Origin of the sequence: Acinetobacter sp. HA, from assembly GCF_000264725.1 — a bacterium.
GTDB lineage: Bacteria > Pseudomonadota > Gammaproteobacteria > Pseudomonadales > Moraxellaceae > Acinetobacter > Acinetobacter schindleri.
Genome location: NZ_AJXD01000007.1, coordinates 1 through 19,986, shown reverse-complemented (window position 1 = coordinate 19,986; position 19,986 = coordinate 1). Strand labels below are relative to the sequence as shown.

Below are 19,986 nucleotides of genomic sequence, written 5' to 3'. Positions count from 1 at the left end.
TGATTTTTTTAGTAAAGAAATAAAGAATTATTTCTCAACACCTGCAGGCTGGCCTGCATATTTCGCGTTTGCGTAGTCCCAGTTCACCAGGCTTTCTAGGAAAGTAGAGATATATTTAGGACGAGCATTGCGGTAGTCGATGTAGTAAGCGTGTTCCCAAACGTCAATTGTCAACACAGCAATTTTACCGTGTGCCATTGGCGTATCAGCATTAGACGTTTTAAGAATAGAAAGGTTGCCGTTAACTTGGTCAGCAACTAACCAAGCCCAACCTGAACCGAATTGAGTTGCAGCAGCATTGGCAAATTCTTCAGCGAATTTTTCGTAAGAGCCGAAAGCTTCATCAATTTTCGCAGCTAATGGGCCAGTTGCAGCACCACCGCCATTTTTTGCCATACAGTTCCAGTAGAACGTGTGGTTCCAAACTTGTGCAGCGTTATTAAAGATACCTGCTTTAGATGAATCGCCAGCAGAAGCCAGGATGATTTCTTCTAAAGTTTTGCCTTCAAGCTCAGTACCAGCGATCAGGTTGTTCAGGTTAACCACGTAAGTATTGTGGTGTTTGTCGTGATGGTATTCTAAAGTTTCTTTGCTAATGTGTGGAGCAAGATCTTCGTAGCCGTAAGGTAATGCTGGTAAAGTAATGGTTGTCATGTTTTCAATTCCTTGCATTTTGCTGGGTTTTGACAATAAGTGGCTTTATTGTAATAGAAAAACAGGCAGAAATGCGCATTGCAGATAAATAAGAATACAGAATAAAGCCTGAAATTATACGTATAAAGCCACTGTCAAATACCGTCAGGTGAAATTAAATCGGATTGTTTAATTCGAAATAACTATACTCAATATTGAACTGCTGGGAAATAGCTTTTGCGAGGCGTTGAACACCATATCTCTCGGTTGCATGGTGACCGCAGGCATAATAATGCACATCCAGTTCCTGAGCTTCATAGAAGGTCCGTTCAGACACTTCACCAGAAATATAGGCATCACAGTTCTGTGCTGCAGCTTTTTGAATATAATCCTGCGCACCTCCAGTACAGAAACCAACTTTACGAATTTCAGTTTTGTCTGCTGATAAATGAATCGCATCAAAGCCCAATTTTTCTGAAACATAAGCCTTAAATTGCTCTGGTGTCATGGCCTGTTTTAAATAGCCAATATTGCCAATTGGACGACGTTCATTTGGATCTAATTGTTCCAGATTTTCCAGTTCCAATAGGTCGGCAATTGCAGCATTATTTCCCAAAGCGGGATGACTGTCTAAAGGCAGGTGATAGCCAACCAGTGAGATATCATGTTGAATTAGTGTCTTAATCCGTTTACCGCGCATGCCAGTAATTGGGTAAGGTTCACCCTTCCAGAAATAGCCATGATGTACCAGTAGGAGATCCGCGCCCTGAGCAATTGCGGCTTCGATGGCTCCTTGAGAAGCAGTCACAGCACACAAAATTTTATTGACCTCAGACTTCCCTTCAATTTGCAAACCATTTGGGGCATAGTCCTTGAATTCATGTGCGATCAGTGTTTGGTCGCACCATTGAATAATGTCCTGCAATCTGGCCATAAATTTCTCTCTAAACCTTTCAATTGTCATCATCAAAACATATTTTGAATTGTAACTAAAGCAGCACAAATCTCTTTTGCTTTTTTTATGTTTAGTTTTGTGTTTAGCTTTACAATAGAGCACAAATTACTTAGTCATCAATAAATTAAAAATATTGTCAGAGGATAATAACGTGCGTCGGACCTTTACATGGTTACCTTGGGTGTTGCTGATCTTAGTGATCATCGTCTTTCTAGGTTGGCAGCAGTTGCAAAAGCCAAAAGCACCTGTTGCGCCAGATGGCGTCAAAATGCCTGCTGAAAAAGTTGAACCATTACTGGATACTTCACGTGCTGGTGGGGTGGTTTCTTACAGCGCTGCGGTGAAAGTGGCTGCACCGGCTGTAGTGAATATTTTTACCACACAAAAAGTGAAGAGACAGGATAATCCTTTACTGAATGATCCTGTGTTCCGTGAGTTTTTCGGTGATCAGTTACCAGAACAGTTCTCTCAGGGGCCAAATGAAAACAGCCTGGGTTCAGGCGTAATTGTGCGTGCAGATGGTTATATTCTGACGAATAATCATGTGATTGCGCAGGCTGACCAGATCATTGTCGCCTTAAATGATGGCCGCCGTGCTGAAGCAGAAGTGATTGGGACTGATCCAGATACCGACCTGGCAGTGATCAAGATTGAACTGGATAAATTACCGGTATTGCCATTTAAATTGAGTGGTAATGAAGTTGGTGATGTCGTTCTGGCGATTGGTAATCCGTTCGGTGTGGGTCAAACCGTGACGCAGGGGATTATTTCTGCGACGGGTCGTTCTGATCTGGGTATCAATACCTATGAAGACTTTATCCAGACGGATGCAGCAATTAATCCAGGAAACTCAGGTGGTGCCCTAATTGATGTTTCAGGGAATTTGATTGGGGTGAATACGGCAATTTTCTCTCAGTCTGGCGGTTCATTAGGCATTGGTTTTGCAATTCCAGCCAAGGTTTGTCAGCAGATCATGAATGCCATTTTGAAAGATGGCCGTGTAGTGCGTGGCTGGTTAGGTATTAGCTTGTTGCCTCCACAACGAAATGATGTAATGAAACCATCCGAACAGGGCGTGACTGTGGCAGAAGTATTGCCGAATGGTCCTTCCGCCCAAGCAGGTATTCAGCGCGGTGATAAGATCATCATGGTCAATGATGAACAGATTACTTCAGCCTCACATCTGATTAACTACGTAGCTCTGCAAGCTCCAGGTAGTAAAATTAGGATTGAAGTGGAACGTGAAGGTAAAAAACAGGATCTGGAGGTTGTGGTGGGTGAACGTAAACAGCAGCAAAATACATCATCGCAATATATTCCTTTACCAGAATAAAATTTAAATCGCTTAAAAAAATCTCTCCTGGTGAGGGATTTTTTTATGATCAATTTTTATTTTTGGTTTACAAAACACGAATATTTTATGTGATTTAAATCATTTAATTTCATTGAATAAAATCAAAAAAGAGTAAAAACAATGAGTTTTATGACTGCGGACCAGGCCAAAGTTTTATCGAATGTAGCCAACTTGAATATTGAAATGTATAAGCCCCGTTTGGCTCAATTAATTGAGGATAATGCCCGACAAGGCAATACTGCTGTATTGACAGTATTTCCAAAACATTTGCCTTTAGAAGAGATCCGTGGTCTTTCGGCAGAATTGACTGAACTGGGCTATAACGTACGTTTTGAGGTGCAGGAATTTTATTATAGCTTTAATGTCTACTGGCTATAATTTTATCAATTGTTCAAAAATAGTCTTATTCAGGCATATATTTTGCTGTATTCATCTCATAGTTCAAATATGAGAGTTTTATGTCTTTGTTTATTCACTCTGCAGCACAGGCACATGCGCCTTATATAGTGCTTTCCTCCGGCTTGGGCGGACATGCCAGCTTCTGGAATCCTCAAATTAAAGCCTTACAGCAAAATTTTCATGTGGTGACCTATGATCAGGAAGGTTGTCATGCGGATTCTGAACTCTTTCCAACGCCTTATTCCGTAGATCATATGGCTCGGCAGATCCTGGATTTATTGATCAATGAGGATATTTGCGAGTTTCATTTTATTGGACATGCATTGGGTGGGCATATTGGTATGCAGCTCGCAACCTATCAGGTGGAGAAAAAATTTAGGTTGCTGAGTCTGACCATGTTGAATGCCTGGGGAGAGCTGGACTCACATACCCAAAAATGTTTTCAGGCAAGGACTTCTTTATTGCTGAATAGCGGAGCAGAAGCCTATGTTCGGGCCCAAGCTTTATTTCTATATCCACCACACTGGATCTCAGCACATATTGACCCATTAACCGAAGCAGAAAATAAGCAGCTCCTTGACTTTCCACCGATTCAAAATGTCTTGGCACGTATACAGGCAGTACAAGCTTTTCAACTAGAAAAAGTGCATCAGCAGGCACTCAAAAATGTTCCTGTACATCTGATTGCCAACCGGGATGATTTCCTGGTGCCATATCAATGTTCACAACAACTGCAGCAGTTATTGCCACATAGCCGGTTTAACCTGCTCGAAACGGGAGCACATGCTTCTACGGTGACTGAAACTGCCCTGATCAACCAAAACATGCTGCATTTTTTAAAATCAGCCTGATATTTTCAGCCAATAAATCTATTTATTTAAGTCAGACCCTGGGTCTGACTTTTTATTTTTTCTAATGAATAATTTCTATGGTATGAGCAGTAATTTTACTGCGAATTTATGCAGGTTCTGCACACGCATGAATTTTTATAAATGCACTTGAATGAAACATAGTGAACGAAATTGATTCATGGTTAAAAACAGTTATTTTACTAAAAATTCAAAAAAATAAATATTAAGTTATTGAAATAATTTGAATAAATATAGTTGGCACACGGTTTGCAATGTTTATATTGCAGATAAGATTCCCGCAGTGGATTCAAGATTTTGAATAAGTGTTAAAAAATAATGAGGTGTAAAAATGAAAATAGGTGTCTTCTGTCCAATTGGAAACAACGGCTGGTTACTCTCTGAAAATGCACCGCAGTACATGCCGACTTTTGAGTTAAACAAACAAATCGTACAGCGTGCTGAGCACTATGGTTTCGATTTCGCACTTTCTATGATCAAGCTGCGTGGCTTTGGTGGCAAGACTGAATTTTGGGAACATAACCTGGAAACGTTTACCCTGATGGCAGGTCTTGCGGCTGTCACCAGCAAAATTAAAATTTTCGCAACTGCCGCAACTCTGGTGATGCCACCTGCAATTGTCGCGCGCATGGCATCAACCATTGATTCGATTTCAAATGGCCGTTTTGGTCTGAATGTCGTAACCGGCTGGCAGCCACCTGAATATACCCAAATGGGTATGTGGCCAGGTAATGACTATTTTGGCAAACGCTATGAATATCTGTCTGAATATGTACAAATTCTGCGTGAACTTTGGGCGACTGGTAAGTCAGACTTTAAGGGCGAACATTTCCAGATGGAAGATTGCCGTGTCAGCCCACGTCCACAAGCGGATATGAAAATTATCTGCGCAGGTCAGTCGGATGCCGGTCTGGAATTTTCTGCGCAATATGCCGACTACAACTTTGTCTTTGGTAAAGGGCTGAATACTCCAACGGCTTATGCAGAAATTAATGATCGCTTAAAAGAAAAAACTGACCTTACTGGCCGTGATGTGCAGACGTATGTACTGTTTATGGTGATTGCTGCTGAAACCGATGAAGAAGCGCAAGCCAAATGGCAGCACTATAACGATGGCGCCGACATGGAAGCGATTAACTGGCTAATGAATCAGGGCGGTAAAGATACCACTTCAGGTGCAGATACCAATATCCGTCAAATGGCTTCTAGCGTATCTCCGGTGAATATCAATATGGGAACCTTGGTGGGTTCTTATGAAAATGTGGCACGAATGTTGGATGAAATTGGCGAGATCAAGGGCACAGAAGGTGTGTTGCTGACTTTTGATGATTTTATTCAAGGGGTTGAAGATTTTGGTCAAAAAATCCAGCCACTGATGAAATGTCGTGAGCATATTGTGCTTGAAGATACAGTACCGGTTCTGGAGAAAAGCGCATGAGTGAATCTGTAGTTACTGCTGGGTTTACTGAAAAACTCGGCACAGGCAAGACCTTGAAAGCGGAACCAGAAGCAATTTGTCTTGCACCAGAACAGACGGCCCTGATTGTGATTGACATGCAGAATGCCTATACCTCGCAGGGTGGCTATCTGGATCTGGCTGGTTTTGATATCTCAAAAACCAAACCCGTGGTCGAAAATATAAAAAAAGCAGTCGATGCTGCGCATGCGGCCAGTATTCAGGTGATTTATTTCAAAAATGGCTGGGATGCAGAATATAAGGAAGCGGGTGGTACGGATTCTCCGAATTTCCATAAATCCAATGCCTTAAAGACTATGCGTAAACAGCCTGAATTACAGGGGAAATTACTGGCCAAGGGCGGTTGGGATTTTGAATTGATTGATGAATTAAAGCCATTGCCACAAGATCTGGTCATTGAAAAACCTCGCTATAGCGGTTTCTTTAATACTGCACTGGACAGCATGTTGCGTGTGCGTGGTATTCGCAATCTGGTGTTTGTGGGAATTGCCACCAATGTTTGTGTGGAATCGACCTTACGTGATGGTTTTTTTCTGGAATATTTTGGTGTGGCACTTGCAGATGCATGCCATCAGGCCGGGCCAGTCGAAGCCCATGAAGCCAGTCTGTATAACATCAAGACCTTCTTTGGCTGGGTATCCGATACCGCAAATTTTGTCGAAACCTTTCAAAAAGAAAGTGAATCACTTAAAGAAACTGAATTAGCTGAAAGTGCCTAAAGAATTAAAGATCAAGATTAAGGAAAACAGTATGCCTAAAGAAGTCATTATTCCAGCAGGAACTTCAAAACCGTTAGCGCCGTTTGTACCGGCAACCAAGGCCGACAATATTGTCTATGTATCAGGCACGCTGGCCTTTGATGAAAATAATAACGTGGTGCATGTCGGTGATGCCGCGGCCCAGACCCGTCATATTCTGGAAACCATCAAGCGTGTCATTGAAGAAGCCGGTGGCAGCATGGATGACGTCACTTTCAATCATGTGTTTGTCAAAGACTGGGCAGATTATGCAGCAATTAATACCGTTTATGCAGAGTATTTCCCGGAAGATAAGCCGGCACGGTATTGCGTACAGACAGGTTTGGTCAAACCTGATGCGCTAGTCGAAATTGCTTCGATTGCCCATGTATAAGCCGATCCACCTGATTCAATCTCATTACTAGATGCCCCAGGTCTGAAACTGAACATCGATTTGGGGTAGGGAGAACAGCATGAATGCCAAACTATCTAAAATCATCACAGAGACAGTTGCAGAAAATAAAGCATTAAATAAGGTTTTGGCGACTAACGCATCGGGTGACATCTTTACCCAGGTCGATCAGCAGATTTTCCGTCAGGGCATGTCTAATCTAGGTGCTGCAGTGAATGTCATTACCACGCAAGGTCGTTCAGGCATGGCTGGATTTACCGCTTCGGCCGTATGTAGCGTGACGGATACACCACCAACGTTACTGGTGTGTCTGAACCGTTCTGCGTCAGTCTATGAAACCTTTAAAAAGAATCAGGTGTTGTGTGTGAATACCCTGGCATCACATCAACAAAATCTTTCCAATCTGTTTGGTGGAAAAACACCAATGGCAGAGCGTTTCAGTCAGGGGAACTGGAAAACTTTGGTGACCCAGTCACCTGTACTTGAGGATGCCTTAGTCAGTTTTGACTGCGAGGTGGTCCAATGTTTATCCGTAGGCAGTCATGACGTGCTGTTCTGTGAGGTGAAAGCCATGTGCCAGAGTCAAGGCAATGCACTGATGTACTTCAATCGTTCTTACTGTGAGCCACACAAAATGTGCTAAATCAATTCAATCCTAATCAAGGAGGGGAAGCCGATGCAAGAAAAAGAAACATGGTTTCCAAAATTTAAGCCTTACCAAGGCAATCTCGATACCACACCAGTGCAAACAGATGAATATTTGCCTGCTGGGAAAAGTATTATTCTCGGGTTACAGCATGTGTTTGCCATGTTTGGCGCAACCGTGCTGGCACCCTTATTAATGGGGTTTGATCCCAATCTCACAATTTTTATTACCGGGATTGGTACCATTTTATTTTTCCTGATCACGGGCGGTCGATTGCCTAGTTATCTGGGATCCAGCTTTGCCTTTATTGGTGCGGTAGTCGCAGTGACTGGTTATTCCGGCGTTGGCGCGAATCCTAATATCGGACTGGCGCTTGGCGGTACGATTGCTTGCGGTATTGTTTATGCCTTGATTGGCCTGCTGGTCATGAAAACCGGTACCAACTGGATTGAAAAACTGATGCCACCGGTGGTCACTGGTGTAATCGTGATGATTATCGGTTTGAACCTGGCTCCAGTGGCAATCAAAAGCGTTTCAGCGAACCAGTTTGATTCCTGGATGGCATTAATCACTATTATCTGTATCAGTGTGATTGCTGTATTTACACGAGGAATGGTACGCCGTCTGTTATTGTTATTGGGCTTATTATCTTCCTATCTGATTTACTTCCTTTTCACCAATGTGATGGGCTTCGGACCTGCAATTGATTTTACCAAGGTCAGTGAAGCGGCATGGTTTGGTTTGCCGAATTTCCAGAGTCCAGTCTTTGAAATGAATGCCATGCTGATGATTGCACCAGTGGCAATTATCTTGGTTGCAGAAAATCTAGGGCACTTTAAGGCAGTCTCTGCGATGACCGGTAAAAACCTGTCTCCATATATGGGTCGTGGTTTCTTTGCTGATGGGGTGTGTACTTCATTGTCCGCTTCTATCGGCGGTACCGGGATGACCACTTATGCTGAAAATATCGGTGTGATGGCAGTGACCAAAGTGTATGCAACCACTGTATTTGTCTTTGCTGGTATCTTCGCCATTTTGCTCGGACTTTCACCTAAATTCGGTGCAGTGATCAGTACCATTCCAGTGGCCTTGTTGGGTGGTGCATCGATTGTCGTATTTGGTCTGATTACTGTGGCTGGTGCGAAAATCTGGGTAGATAACCGTGTTGATTTCACCAAGAACAGTACGCTGATTATTGGTGCAGTCTGTCTGATCATGGGCACAGGCAACTATAGCTTGCAGATTGGTGGTTTTGATCTGGGGGGTATTGGTACTGCGACTTTAGCTGCGATCTTACTCAATCTATTCCTGAATCGTGGTGAAGATAAAGAATTGCCTGAACCCGCATCGACTGCAACTGACATCGAGGTTAAGCCGGTCGCTTAATCCAAGGAGCATTTTTTGAGTCATACAATTGCATTTTTAGGACTCGGGGCAATGGGCTGGCATATGGCCTCCCATTTGCCAAAACTCGGACATCAGGTTTGGGTCTGGAACCGGACTGAACAGAAAGCTGTAGCGCATGCTGAAACTTTTGCAACGCAGGCAGTGAGTATTGAGCAGGCGGTTCAGGCAGATTTTATCTTTTCCTGTTTACCGACCAGTCAGGATGTAGAAGCATTAATTGCAGCTCATCCACCCAAACAAGGTGCAATCTGGATTGACTGTACCAGTGGTGTACCGGAATCAGCACAGAAACTGGCGAAGCTCTTGGAGCAACAAAGCAGTTTTTATCTGGATGCACCGGTTTCTGGCCAAACCGTTGGCGCAGAAAAAGGCACTTTAACCGTGATGGTGGGAGGAAATAAAGCTGCCTTTGCGCAAGCCAAACCGGTCATTGCTGCTTTTGCAGGTTTGATTGAATATGTGGGAGAAAGCGGTTCTGGTTTTGCGGTGAAAGCCGTGAATAATACCTTAATGGCGACTCACTTATGGGCATTGGCTGAAGGGCTGACTGTGCTGAAAGGGCAGGGCGTTGATTTAAGCAGTGCACTAAACTGTATTAATCATTCCAGTGGTAAAAGCAGCATGTCGGAAAATATCATGGCACAGCGTGTACTGAGCCGTGAGTTTCACAAGACCTTTGCGCTGGATTTATTGCAGAAAGATATTGGTATTGCCTTGGAGTTGGTACAGCAACAGCAACTGGATTTATCAGTAATGTCTTTGGTTCAGCAAGAGTTTCAGCAGATTGCCAAACCACAGGCCAGTCAGCTGGATTTCTCCGCTGCGGTGCAAGGCTTGGAACAGCGAACTCAAATTGAATTAAAAGGATAAGTTTATTTTTAGATAGAGACGCTATGATTCTTTAATTGAAGAATAATAGATTTATCGATTCAAAATTTAAAAAGCCGGGAATTTTAATTCCCGGCTTTATTATTGATAAGCCATTTAAATAGCCTAAGCAATTCTTAATTCTCTTGATTCGTCTGATATTCCTGAATCACTTCAAGCGCTGCACGGAAGGCTTCCTGTGTGGCCGGGGCACCGCAGTAAGGCAGGCTGTGCAGTAGCACTTCCTGAATTTCTTCAACTGTTGCACCATTATTCAAAGCGCCACGAACATGGCCTTTCAATTCAGTTGGGCTTTTTTGCGCGGTAAGAAAAGCAATGGTAATTAAAGAACGGTATTTACGTGGTAAAATCCCTTCACGTTGCCAGGTCGAACCCCAGGCATGTTCATTAATCCAGTCCTGTAAAGGTTGGGTAAAAGGAACTGTATTGTCCTGAGCGCGCTTTACAAAGCTTGCACCCATCACTTCAGTACGGACTTTCAAGCCATTTTCATAATCTTGTTGTGACATCATTGACCCTCAATTTTATTATGAGTCTAGCTTAACGTTTTATCTCTTAAATACCATCGTGCAATAGTCGTAAAAAAGTGGCTGAATAGCCACTTGAGATATCCAAAGTGAGGTCAATAAATAACTTCACTTTGTAATCAAGGTCTGATTTAGATAAAAGTTCTATCTAAGGACTGGTTGAATGTGAAGGTGCACTTTGAACTGAAGTATCAGTACCTGTTGCATCTGCTTTCGAAATATGAGGATTTTCCAGCTCCAATACTTCCTGTAAATGCAAATCGAAGACATCAGTCAACATGCTGTCATAGCGACGCGCATTATAGTGCAGTAACTTATTGGCTTCTTCTTCATTAATAAAGCCTTGTTCATGCGCATCAGCCACATGATCAGCAAAACTGAGTCCTTTAAATTGACCTTTGTTTTCAGCTTTTTTAAAGCGATCCCAAAGCTGCTCAATTTCCAGTAACATGGTGAAGGTTGATTCCATACGACCATTTACATCATCTTCCGCTGTGCTATAGAAAACATGCTTTTTCAGTACTTTCCGGAAAGCGTTATCTTCCATCATGACATTTGCGACTTCCTGTTTAAGTCGGTCAGATGGTTTCGCGACAGGGCGGCCAAATGGGAAACAGATAAGTTTGACCATGCCAGCAGCAACACCCACCGGGAAATTTGCAAACAGGTCATAAAACGCTTCCTGAGCCGTATATAAAGATTTCTCAATTGCCAATTGTGCATGCAGACGTTCAGCTTCAGTTTTTTTGCTATGTTCAAAGAATTTCAGGATTGCCGTCGCAATAAACAGATGGGCATGAATATCAGCCAGACGGCCAGAAAGCATTTCCTTGCGTTTAATATCACCGGCAAGTAAACCCAGACACATATCTGCAGTCAGGGCAAAGTTGGCACTGAGCCGGTTGATAATCTTGTAATAGGGACGGGTAAAATCAACCGCACTTTGTGGCGCAGCACTTGAACCCCTGCTAAAAGCATAGGCAAAAGAGCGGGCAGTCCGGTTAAAGGTATAACCCAGATGTTTAAACAACATAGTATCGAATGGATTCAGAGCGGCTTTTGGGTCTTCAGCTTGCAGAAGCTGTAATTCTTCATACAAATAAGGATGGCAACGCATCGAGCCTTGACCAAAGATCATCAATGAACGGCTCAGAATATTGGCGCCTTCGACTGTAATCGATACTGGAATGGCCTGATAGTTGAGAGCCAGGAAGTTACGAGGTCCCATTTGAATCGCACGGCCACCCACGACATCCATACCGTGATTGACAATTTTACGCATGGTCTCAGTGGCATAGTATTTAGCAATTGCCGTCATGACTGCCGGTTTACCACCTTGGTTCAAGCCACAAGTCACTAAATAACGGAAAGCTTCCAGCATATAGGCATCACTGGCAATTTCACTATTGGCTTCCTGTACGCCTTCAAATTTACCCACTGAAATCTTGAATTGCTGACGGATTCGCGAGAACGCACTGACATTCAGGTAAGTCATTTCGGCACTGGAGGTAGACAAAGCCGGTAGGGAGATACCACGACCAACCGCTAGACATTCCATCAGCATACGCCAGCCTTTACCGGCATTTTTCACGCCACCAATGATCCAGTCTAAAGGAATAAATACATCCTTACCTTCAACAGTACCATTCATAAAAGGGGAGCCAGGATTATGACGTGGACCGACTTTTACCCCTTCATGATTGGCCGGTAGCAAGGCACAAGTAATCCCATAGTCAGTTTTATCCCCCAATAGATGATCAGGGTCATACATTTTAAAAGCCAGACCAACCACGGTGGCAATTGGTGCTAGAGTAATCCAGCGTTTGGAGAAATTCATTCTCAGTCCCAAGACTTCCTGACCTTCAAACTGTCCATAGCAGACCACACCGGTATCTGGAATCGCACCGGCATCTGAACCGGCTTCAGGACTGGTCAGACCAAAACATGGGATTTCTTCACCTTTGGCCAGACCTGGTAAATAACGATCTTTCTGTTCATCAGTACCGTAATGCAGCAGTAGCTCACCCGGCCCGAGAGAGTTAGGCACCATACAGCTCACAGCAGCAGTGAGAGAGCGTGAAGAAATTTTGCTCATCACCCGGCTTTGAGCAAAGGAACTAAAGGCACGACCGCCGTATTCTTTGGGAATGATTAGTCCCAAGAAACCATTATCTTTAATGTATTGCCAGATATGTTCAGGCAGCATTTTCTTCTCATGGATTTCCCATTCATCCAGCATGCTACACAGCGTTTCGACCTCGTTATCCAAGAATGCCTGTTCCTCAACGGAAAGTTTTGGATAGGGATAGCTATTAAAGGTTTCCCAGTTCGGCGCCCCCATAAAGAGCTCTTTTTCCCACCAGCTAGTGCCGGAATCAAGAGCCTCACGTTCTGTCGGACTAATGCTCGGCATGGCATCCGCTAAAGCTTTATAGGCTGGCCTGGAAATGAAAGACATACGTAAAGGTTCGATCATGACGACCAGACTGATCAGGATCAGGGGAATACCCAGAATCAGTGACCAAGGACTGATAAAGGCACAAACCACTGACATGACAATCAGGGTAATTGCCCCAGTGGTACGGGAGAGTTGAAAAAAGAAAATCGCCCATAAACTGGCAATGAGAAGAAGTACGGCGAAAATAAATAGCATTGTTATATTTCTCCAGGGTCATACAATTGTGATGCTGCCGATCTCCCTAAGGTGTCTTCATAAGACTTGATCAATTTTTTTACATCGCTTAAGCAACTGGCAAATTCACAATTGTTGTTGTGAGAATGATCGTTATTAAATATTTCAACGATATATTGAAGTGTTTTATCTGTTTTTGAGATTGTTTGAAAAATGCGCAGTCTTCAAGTGAGAACACGCAAAGAAATGTGAAGATAAGTAATAACTTAATCTCTAAGAGATGGTAGGTAAAATAATTAAAAAGTGAACAAATATAAAATTAGTTAGGCATAAAAAAGCCCTCTACTTAAGAGGGCTTTGATCTAATTCATTTTAAGCTTCAATTGCCTGTACAGCGATTTTTTTCGCTGGATCAACTTTACGGCGTACTTCTGGAACCGGTTCACCATAGTATTGACGATCCGCAAAGTAACTTGAACGTACCATCGGTGCTGACCAGATATTCTTAAAGCCAAGCTTACGGCCATGTTCTGCATAACGTTCGAATTCTTCTGGTGTTACAAAACGGTCGATTGGTGCATGCTGTTTAGATGGCTGTAGATACTGGCCAATGGTTACATAATCTACGTCATGCGCTTTCAGGTCATTTAACAGAGCGAGAACTTCTTCTTCAGTTTCACCGATACCGACCATCAAACCACATTTGGTTGGAATTTCTGGGCAATAATCTTTAAACATTTTCAAAAGATTTAAAGAGTGCTGATAATCAGAACCTGGACGCATGGCTTTATATAGACGTGGCACAGTTTCGATGTTGTGGTTAAACACGTCTGGTGGACATTCAGTCATGATACGTAAAGCAATATCCATACGACCGCGGAAGTCAGGAACCAGGATTTCTAATAAAGTTTTTGGACTCAGTTCACGTGCTTCTTTAATACAATCGACAAAATGCTGTGCACCGCCATCCAGTAAATCATCACGGTCTACCGAAGTGATCACCGCATATTTCAAACCTAAGTTAGCAATCGTTTCTGCCATATGGCGCGGTTCATCTGGATCTAGTGCATTTGGACGCCCATGTGCCACATCACAGAACGGACAGCGACGGGTACAGATGTCCCCCATAATCATAAAGGTTGCTGTACCACCGCCAAAACATTCAGGCAGGTTAGGACAGGCGGCTTCTTCACATACGGTATGTAATTTTTGCTGACGAAGTGTAGTTTTAATACGTTGTACTTCTTCAGGTGCGGCCATTTTGACGCGAATCCAGTCCGGCTTCCGTGGTGTTTCAACCGTAGGTACAACTTTTACAGGAATACGGGCGACCTTTTCCGCGCCGCGAAGTTTGACACCCTGTTCAGGTTTACGGTTTTCAGACATATTCAACTTTTCCACTGTTTTTGAAGGGAGGAGATAATCAAAGATAGCGCTTTTATTATAACGGACTTAGCTACAAATGGGGCAAAAAGGACTATTCATTTAAAAAATGTTCTCATCACACAATATATGTCAGTTAAATACACCAAAATGACATGATTTACGTCATAATATGGCAAACAGATATTGCAGATGAATTTAATTTATAAAGGAGCGTTGAATGCCACGTAAGAAAGAGGTCGTTAGTGGGACTTTCGTTAAGTACGATGCGGTAGTTCTAGGTTCAGGCCCTGCGGGCGAAGGCGCGGCAATGAAACTTGCCAAATCGGGTAAGCGCGTTGCAATCGTTGATATGCGTGAACAACTTGGTGGTAACTGTACTCATGTTGGTACGATTCCAAGTAAAGCATTGCGTCAAACGGTATCAAGCATCATCCGTTATCAACGTGATCCAATGTTCCAGAAAGTCGGTGAATGGAAACAGTTCACCATGAAGCAAGTGCTTCGTAATGCGCATAAAGTGATTCAACAGCAGGTTGAAACACATTCACGTTTTTACGACCGTAATAAAATTGATATCTTCCATGGCCGTGCTTATGTTCAGGATGAAAATACCATTTTTGTATTTACTCCAGATGGCATCAAGGAAACGATTCAGTTTAAACAATTAGTAATTGCGACAGGTTCTCGTCCTTATCGTCCGGAAATCCTAGACTTTAATCACCCACGTGTATTTGATTCAGACAAAATTCTGGATCTGGATTATTCAATCCAAAAAATCATTATTTACGGTGCAGGTGTGATTGGCTGTGAGTACGCATCGATCTTTATTGGTCTGGGTCATAAAGTTGACCTGATCAATACGCAACCGAAGCTACTGAGCTATCTGGATGATGAAATTTCCGATGCCTTGTCTTATCACTTGCGTGAGCAGGGCGTGTTAATCCGTCACAATGAGCAGATTGATTACCTTGAAACATCTGATGATTATGTGGTTCTACATACACAAAGTGGCAAGAAAATTAAAGCAGATGCCATCCTTTGGTGTAATGGTCGTTCAGGGAATACTGATGGTTTAGGTCTGGAAAATGTTGGCTTGAAACCGAACAGCCGTGGTCAATTGACTGTAAATGATCAATATCAAACCGAAGTCGAAAATATCTACGCTGCGGGTGATGTGATTGGCTGGCCATCTCTTGCTTCTGCTGCCTATGACCAAGGTCGTTGTGCAGGTGCAAACATGAGTGGAGAGAAAGATGTTGCACCAGTGACAGATATTCCGACAGGTATTTATACCATTCCAGAAATTTCTTCAATTGGTAAAACTGAACAGCAGTTGACTGAAGAAAAAATTCCGTATGAAGTTGGCCAAGCTTCATTCCGTCATCTGGCACGTGCCCAGATTACCGGTGATACGGTAGGTGAATTGAAGATCCTGTTCCATCGTGAAACATTAGAAGTTTTAGGCGTTCATTGTTTTGGTAACAATGCTTCTGAAATTATCCACATTGGTCAGGCGGTAATGAACAGCCCGAACAATACCATCAAGTATTTCGTGGAAACCACGTTTAACTACCCAACCATGGCGGAAGCATATCGTGTAGCGACACTGAATGGTATGAACCGTTTATTCTAATTTGATTAATTCAAGTTAGATCAAAAACCCGTAAGTATTTGCTTGCGGGTTTTTTTATTGGAATGGTTTGAGCATACAACTATTAACCTATGCCATTTGAAATGAAGAACAGGATTATCAAATTAATTTTTTAAGCCGCCATTTTTCGGTCATTCTTCAGCACAACGACGGCATGCTTCGGCACACTGCAGGCAATGATCGTCTTGATGTTGACCACATTCTTCTGCACAGTAGTCACACGCTTTGGCGCAGAGTTCACACATCTCATGCATGAAAGGAGACTGTTTCTGTTCCATACGGGCGCAAAGCTGGCAAATATCTGCACAATCCAGACAGCGTTGAATACATTCCCGCATCATCTCCAGATCTTCTTCTTTAAGACAGGCGCTAGCACAGTTGGCACATGCGAGTGAACAGCTCATACAGGCCCGAACACAATCTGAAAATTGAAGCTCATTCATGGTCTTTTCCTCTATTTATATGCTGAATCCTGATTTTCTAATACGCTAAGCAGAAAAAGGAAAATACACCAGACAGATTAAGTGAGAAAAAGTAAACAGCTGCTTGGTTTTGTTAAAGATCGATTAGATCAAACCTAATATTCAGAGTTAACTTTTTGCTTGAAAATAAAAGATTTTTGATGCGGTTACAGTCTTAATGGTAGACAATCTATATGCAGAGTCATTCTTATCAAAGGTTTAGGCTACCTTTCTCGTTATTCTCATTTTTTATTAAAATGGACGGAAATCCGCCAGGCTATAGCGTTTCAAGAAAGGGTAATGATCAGTTGGAAAGAGTGCCGGGAAGATGGAATGACCTGATTGTCTCGGAATACAATTCTAACTAATAATTTGCTCGTAATCACTGGGATAAATTTGTTATTACGAGGCCTCAACTTTATTTATGATAATCAAAACATATGAAAAAACTTAAACCCAGACAGCGCAAAATTATTATGAATTCTAAAATTTTGAAATAATAAAGAAATATAGTAAGTGTTGGGTTTTACTACTTTTAGTTTTTGTGCTGAAACATAGTGAAATTTATTGATGCTATTTCAGCAGTTTAATGCGCACAAAACGCCTGATTAAAATATTCAAATAGCTGTGGTGTTTGCGCCCATAAAAAAATCGACAAACCAAAAAGGACAGTGATGGCAAGTGTGAGCCATAATTTAAAATTAAATAAAGAATTAATCATGAATGACGTGCTCCTCATCTACCCAAAAATGTACCAAGACCGCAAACGCACTTAAAGCAATAGAAACAATCCAGATTGCATTATAGTTACCTGTTAGATCGTGATTTAAACCGCCAAGCCATCCACCAAAAAAAGAGCCGACTTGGTGTGTGAAAAACACAATGCCACTGAGCATGGTCAGGTATTTAATCCCAAACATATTTGCCACAATACCATTGGTCAAAGGAACTGTAGATAACCACAATAAACCCATAATGATTCCGAATGCATAAATTGTCCAGATGCTTAAAGGCAGGATTAAAAAGGCGATAATGGCAATCCCGCGTAATCCGTAAAGCCACATCAGCAAGTGCGGTTTGGAATAGCGGCCACCTAACCAACCCGCTGTATAGGTGCCCACAATATTAAATAAACCCACGAGTGCCAGAAAAACTGTGCCTGTGGTTGCATTAAAGCCATGATCAATTAAGTAGCTAGGAAGGTGAATCCCGATAAACACCACTTGAAAGCCACAGACAAAAAAACCTAAAGCTAAAAACCAAAAGGGTTTGTGGTTTTTGGTAATCACCAAAACTTGTTTAAAGCCTAAAGCGGGTTGACTGGTTGAGATTGTATTGGGGTTTTGGTACATAGGTGCTTTGAGCATCCATGCCAAAGGAATAATTAACGTAATTAAAATTGCACTGACAATTAAAGCGCCTGACCAGCCCACACTTTGTAATAATAATAAGGTTGATGGCAACATAATAAACTGCCCAAACGAGCCTGCGGCACTGGCAATGCCCATCGCAAGGCTGCGCTTTTCGGGTGGTGCTGCACGCCCCACAGCAGAAAGTAGTACAGGGAATGAGGTCGCAGAAAGTGCCAAACCTAAAATTAAACCCACACTTAAATTTAGCAATAACCCTGTCGAACTGACTGCCATGAGCAGTAAACCGAGCGCATACAGTGCGCCACCGACTGCAACTACAATTTTACTGCCGTATTTGTCTGCAAAAGCACCTGTGATGGGTTGGACTGCACCCCAAATCAGGTTTTGCATGGCAATGGCTAAACTAAAGACATTATGTCCCCAGCCAAATTCATGGCTCATTGGCACCAGATACAGGCCAAAGGCATGTCGTACCCCCAATGACAGCGCCAGAATAATGGCACTTCCCATCAGCATATAAATCAGGGCTTTGGAAAAACGGGTATCTGACATAAAAAGTCCGGCAGCCAGGAAAGACCTGCTTATATTAGTAGATTGCTGCGCGGGAGGCGATAGAATAAAAATTAAATAAAAGATAAAATTTTTTTATGGCTGCATCAAAAAGACAGCCTGAAAGGCTGCCTGATGATGGACTGAAAAATTAAAGTCTAGAAACGGATACCAATACCGGCATAGGCCAAAATCGGATTCACCTCAATATCTGCTTTAGAATGAATTAATTCGCCGTGTTTAGCATCGGTCACCGTAATGGTGGTTTCATTTTTAAGATGTGCATAAGACAGTGAGCCAACTGCAAACCATTTTTCATTAAAGTCATAGGTAAAACCCACACTGGCAACGGGCGCAAAGGCATCGGTGGCGTCTAATTCAACTTTAGGGTTGGCTGCACTTGGTGTGCCTTCTAAAGATGCGCCCGCTTTTCCTTCTTTAATATTGGCAATCATGTGACCAGCGGCGATCAGGTCTTGTTCAGTGCGTGGGTTAATTTCTAATTCATTAAAATAAGCGTACATTAACCCGACACCGACATAAGGACGGAATTTATTTACACCTGTTTTTCCAAAATGGTATTGAAACTCAAATGCAGGTGTCCAAGCACGGGCAGAAGCAGCAGGGCCATGTGCTTCTAAATCGGTAATGAAAATATCATTTTGTAATTCAAGCTCACCCAATGCGCCGCCTAATGGACGTGCATTTGCTGAGAAGGGTGCATAGATTTTACCTTTGCCTTGTAAATCAACTTTAGGGGGAATACCACCTTTGACTTCAAAGGAAATATTATCGGTAAAGTAATAGTTGCTGATAATACCGAGTGTGGTGACATTATCTGCTTCTAAACCTGTGCCAGGATTATCCCATTGCTCCAAACCTGAAATTGTGGCTTGTCCACTCATGTTGGCAGGAACGGTAGGCAGCAAATTTAATGCCCCACTTAATAATAAGGGAGGCTCAAATCCGTCACGTAAGTTATCTTTTACAGTTTGCGATTGAACCTCACCGACATCGGCTGTGTAGCCATTTTGAATAGCTGTATTGACTCGAAAAGGTTGTGCCTTGCCTTGCGGCATAACATGCAGTGCACCTACTGAAACAGAAAAGCGTTTAAATCCATCTCCATCTTGTAGACTAAAATAAGGTGAATCTGCATGTGTGAGCATAGGCAAGGCAGCAATAGATGTTGCTACACAAAGCAATGTTTTTTTCATTCTGGGACTCCATGTCCAAATTAGCTATTCGTTTTTATAGAGCGTACTCTGTACACGACAAAAATAGATAACTCATTGAAATAATGTCATAATAATTGTTTTCTAACGACGAATACTATGACACATCTCAATGAGTTATATCTTATCTTAAACAAATATCTAAAATGGAACAAGTCACATTTAAAGTGCTTTGCGCTCATCATGCTTGTGATTATTTTAAAGCAAACATGTAATCTTTCTTCTGCATCTAAAGCCTTGCCCATCAAGTGCTTACCACAATCATTTTATCGACGTATGCAGCGCTTCTTTGCAGGTCAGTATTTTGATTATCGTCAAATTTCTCAGTTGATTTTCAATATGTTTTCATTCGACCAAGTGCAACTGACTTTAGATAGAACCAATTGGAAATGGGG

General features: G+C 42.4%; 18 protein-coding genes and 1 pseudogene. 11 read left to right on the top strand and 8 right to left on the bottom strand.

All coding sequences use genetic code 11. The features are described 5' to 3' along the window. Positions 1–27: 27 nt before the first annotated feature. Both HADU_RS02195 and HADU_RS02190 read right to left on the bottom strand, forming a co-directional pair. Positions 28–654, bottom strand: a complete 627-nt coding sequence (locus HADU_RS02195) for a superoxide dismutase (RefSeq protein WP_005221437.1) — start codon at positions 652–654, stop codon at positions 28–30. Between the two features lie 154 nt (positions 655–808). Continuing rightward, positions 809–1,567 carry a Nif3-like dinuclear metal center hexameric protein gene (locus tag HADU_RS02190; protein ID WP_008303169.1) on the bottom strand — a complete coding sequence of 253 codons (759 nt, stop codon included), beginning with the start codon at positions 1,565–1,567 and terminating at the stop codon, positions 809–811. A gap of 172 nt (positions 1,568–1,739) precedes the next feature. On the opposite strand from HADU_RS02190, the gene HADU_RS02185 reads away from it, so the two are divergent. From HADU_RS02185 to HADU_RS02145, 9 genes are all read left to right on the top strand, one after another. Beyond that, complete coding sequence (locus tag HADU_RS02185; protein ID WP_004810569.1) at positions 1,740–2,921, top strand: trypsin-like peptidase domain-containing protein; 1,182 nt, start codon at positions 1,740–1,742, stop codon at positions 2,919–2,921. Positions 2,922–3,062: 141 nt separating this feature from the next. Beyond that, positions 3,063–3,320 (top strand): hypothetical protein, encoded by a 258-nt coding sequence (locus HADU_RS02180; protein ID WP_004810565.1) that lies wholly within the window; start codon positions 3,063–3,065, stop codon positions 3,318–3,320. An 80-nt stretch (positions 3,321–3,400) separates the two neighbouring features. After that, on the top strand, positions 3,401–4,192 hold the full coding sequence (rutD, locus tag HADU_RS02175; RefSeq protein ID WP_008303166.1) for a pyrimidine utilization protein D: 792 nt from the start codon (positions 3,401–3,403) through the stop codon (positions 4,190–4,192). 349 nt (positions 4,193–4,541) lie between these two features. After that, a complete protein-coding gene (rutA, locus tag HADU_RS02170; RefSeq protein WP_008303165.1) occupies positions 4,542–5,648 on the top strand; it encodes a pyrimidine utilization protein A in 1,107 nt (368 codons plus the stop codon). Beyond that, on the top strand, positions 5,645–6,406 hold the full coding sequence (rutB, locus tag HADU_RS02165) for a pyrimidine utilization protein B (RefSeq protein WP_008303156.1): 762 nt from the start codon (positions 5,645–5,647) through the stop codon (positions 6,404–6,406). The genes rutA and rutB overlap by 4 nt, the downstream gene beginning before the upstream one ends. Positions 6,407–6,437: 31 nt before the next feature. Then, complete coding sequence (rutC, locus tag HADU_RS02160) at positions 6,438–6,818, top strand: pyrimidine utilization protein C (RefSeq protein WP_008303155.1); 381 nt, start codon at positions 6,438–6,440, stop codon at positions 6,816–6,818. A gap of 145 nt (positions 6,819–6,963) precedes the next feature. Continuing rightward, positions 6,964–7,479, top strand: a complete 516-nt coding sequence (rutF, locus tag HADU_RS02155; RefSeq protein WP_376699438.1) for an NADH-dependent FMN reductase RutF — start codon at positions 6,964–6,966, stop codon at positions 7,477–7,479. 33 nt (positions 7,480–7,512) lie between these two features. Next, positions 7,513–8,868, top strand: coding sequence for a pyrimidine utilization transport protein G (gene rutG / locus HADU_RS02150; protein WP_008303153.1), 1,356 nt, complete (start codon positions 7,513–7,515; stop codon positions 8,866–8,868). Between the two features lie 15 nt (positions 8,869–8,883). Then, on the top strand, positions 8,884–9,759 hold the full coding sequence (locus HADU_RS02145; protein ID WP_081398995.1) for an NAD(P)-dependent oxidoreductase: 876 nt from the start codon (positions 8,884–8,886) through the stop codon (positions 9,757–9,759). A 134-nt stretch (positions 9,760–9,893) separates the two neighbouring features. Here the strand turns inward: HADU_RS02145 and HADU_RS02140 are convergent, their stop codons facing one another. The 3 genes from HADU_RS02140 to lipA form a co-directional block, all read right to left on the bottom strand. Next, the gene (locus HADU_RS02140) at positions 9,894–10,286 is read right to left on the bottom strand and encodes a carboxymuconolactone decarboxylase family protein (RefSeq protein ID WP_008303147.1); all 393 of its coding nucleotides are present in this window, start codon (positions 10,284–10,286) and stop codon (positions 9,894–9,896) included. Positions 10,287–10,452: 166 nt separating this feature from the next. Beyond that, entirely contained in the window at positions 10,453–12,957 is a 2,505-nt protein-coding gene (locus HADU_RS02135; protein WP_008303146.1) for an acyl-CoA dehydrogenase, read from the bottom strand. A 351-nt stretch (positions 12,958–13,308) separates the two neighbouring features. Further along, entirely contained in the window at positions 13,309–14,322 is a 1,014-nt protein-coding gene (gene lipA, locus HADU_RS02130; RefSeq protein ID WP_008303143.1) for a lipoyl synthase, read from the bottom strand. Positions 14,323–14,539: 217 nt separating this feature from the next. Here lipA and sthA point away from each other — a divergent pair, with 217 nt between their 5' ends. Next, a complete protein-coding gene (sthA, locus tag HADU_RS02125; RefSeq protein WP_004810544.1) occupies positions 14,540–15,955 on the top strand; it encodes a Si-specific NAD(P)(+) transhydrogenase in 1,416 nt (471 codons plus the stop codon). 149 nt (positions 15,956–16,104) lie between these two features. Here sthA and HADU_RS02120 read toward each other — a convergent pair whose 3' ends face one another. From HADU_RS02120 to HADU_RS02105, 3 genes are all read right to left on the bottom strand, one after another. Next, a complete protein-coding gene (locus HADU_RS02120) occupies positions 16,105–16,416 on the bottom strand; it encodes a four-helix bundle copper-binding protein (protein WP_008303140.1) in 312 nt (103 codons plus the stop codon). A 731-nt stretch (positions 16,417–17,147) separates the two neighbouring features. Continuing rightward, positions 17,148–18,359 carry an MFS transporter gene (locus HADU_RS02110; protein WP_008303137.1) on the bottom strand — a complete coding sequence of 404 codons (1,212 nt, stop codon included), beginning with the start codon at positions 18,357–18,359 and terminating at the stop codon, positions 17,148–17,150. Positions 18,360–18,514: 155 nt separating this feature from the next. Further along, positions 18,515–19,573 (bottom strand): OmpW/AlkL family protein, encoded by a 1,059-nt coding sequence (locus HADU_RS02105; protein ID WP_008303136.1) that lies wholly within the window; start codon positions 19,571–19,573, stop codon positions 18,515–18,517. A gap of 117 nt (positions 19,574–19,690) precedes the next feature. Here HADU_RS02105 and HADU_RS02100 point away from each other — a divergent pair. Then, positions 19,691–19,986: pseudogene (locus HADU_RS02100) on the top strand (IS4 family transposase); the annotation flags it as partial.

Excerpts from the sequence above, each read along its gene's own strand:
- HADU_RS02135 (WP_008303146.1), bottom strand. The coding sequence starts at position 12,957 with ATGCTATTTATTTTCGCCGTACTTCTTCTCATTGCCAGTTTATGGGCG.
- rutA (WP_008303165.1), top strand. The coding sequence starts at position 4,542 with ATGAAAATAGGTGTCTTCTGTCCAATTGGAAACAACGGCTGGTTACTC.
- HADU_RS02120 (WP_008303140.1), bottom strand. The coding sequence starts at position 16,416 with ATGAATGAGCTTCAATTTTCAGATTGTGTTCGGGCCTGTATGAGCTGT.
- lipA (WP_008303143.1), bottom strand. The coding sequence starts at position 14,322 with ATGTCTGAAAACCGTAAACCTGAACAGGGTGTCAAACTTCGCGGCGCG.
- HADU_RS02195 (WP_005221437.1), bottom strand. The coding sequence starts at position 654 with ATGACAACCATTACTTTACCAGCATTACCTTACGGCTACGAAGATCTT.
- rutB (WP_008303156.1), top strand. The coding sequence starts at position 5,645 with ATGAGTGAATCTGTAGTTACTGCTGGGTTTACTGAAAAACTCGGCACA.
- HADU_RS02105 (WP_008303136.1), bottom strand. The coding sequence starts at position 19,573 with ATGAAAAAAACATTGCTTTGTGTAGCAACATCTATTGCTGCCTTGCCT.
- sthA (WP_004810544.1), top strand. The coding sequence starts at position 14,540 with ATGCCACGTAAGAAAGAGGTCGTTAGTGGGACTTTCGTTAAGTACGAT.
- rutC (WP_008303155.1), top strand. The coding sequence starts at position 6,438 with ATGCCTAAAGAAGTCATTATTCCAGCAGGAACTTCAAAACCGTTAGCG.
- rutG (WP_008303153.1), top strand. The coding sequence starts at position 7,513 with ATGCAAGAAAAAGAAACATGGTTTCCAAAATTTAAGCCTTACCAAGGC.
- rutD (WP_008303166.1), top strand. The coding sequence starts at position 3,401 with ATGTCTTTGTTTATTCACTCTGCAGCACAGGCACATGCGCCTTATATA.
- HADU_RS02180 (WP_004810565.1), top strand. The coding sequence starts at position 3,063 with ATGAGTTTTATGACTGCGGACCAGGCCAAAGTTTTATCGAATGTAGCC.
- HADU_RS02140 (WP_008303147.1), bottom strand. The coding sequence starts at position 10,286 with ATGTCACAACAAGATTATGAAAATGGCTTGAAAGTCCGTACTGAAGTG.
- HADU_RS02190 (WP_008303169.1), bottom strand. The coding sequence starts at position 1,567 with ATGGCCAGATTGCAGGACATTATTCAATGGTGCGACCAAACACTGATC.
- HADU_RS02110 (WP_008303137.1), bottom strand. The coding sequence starts at position 18,359 with ATGTCAGATACCCGTTTTTCCAAAGCCCTGATTTATATGCTGATGGGA.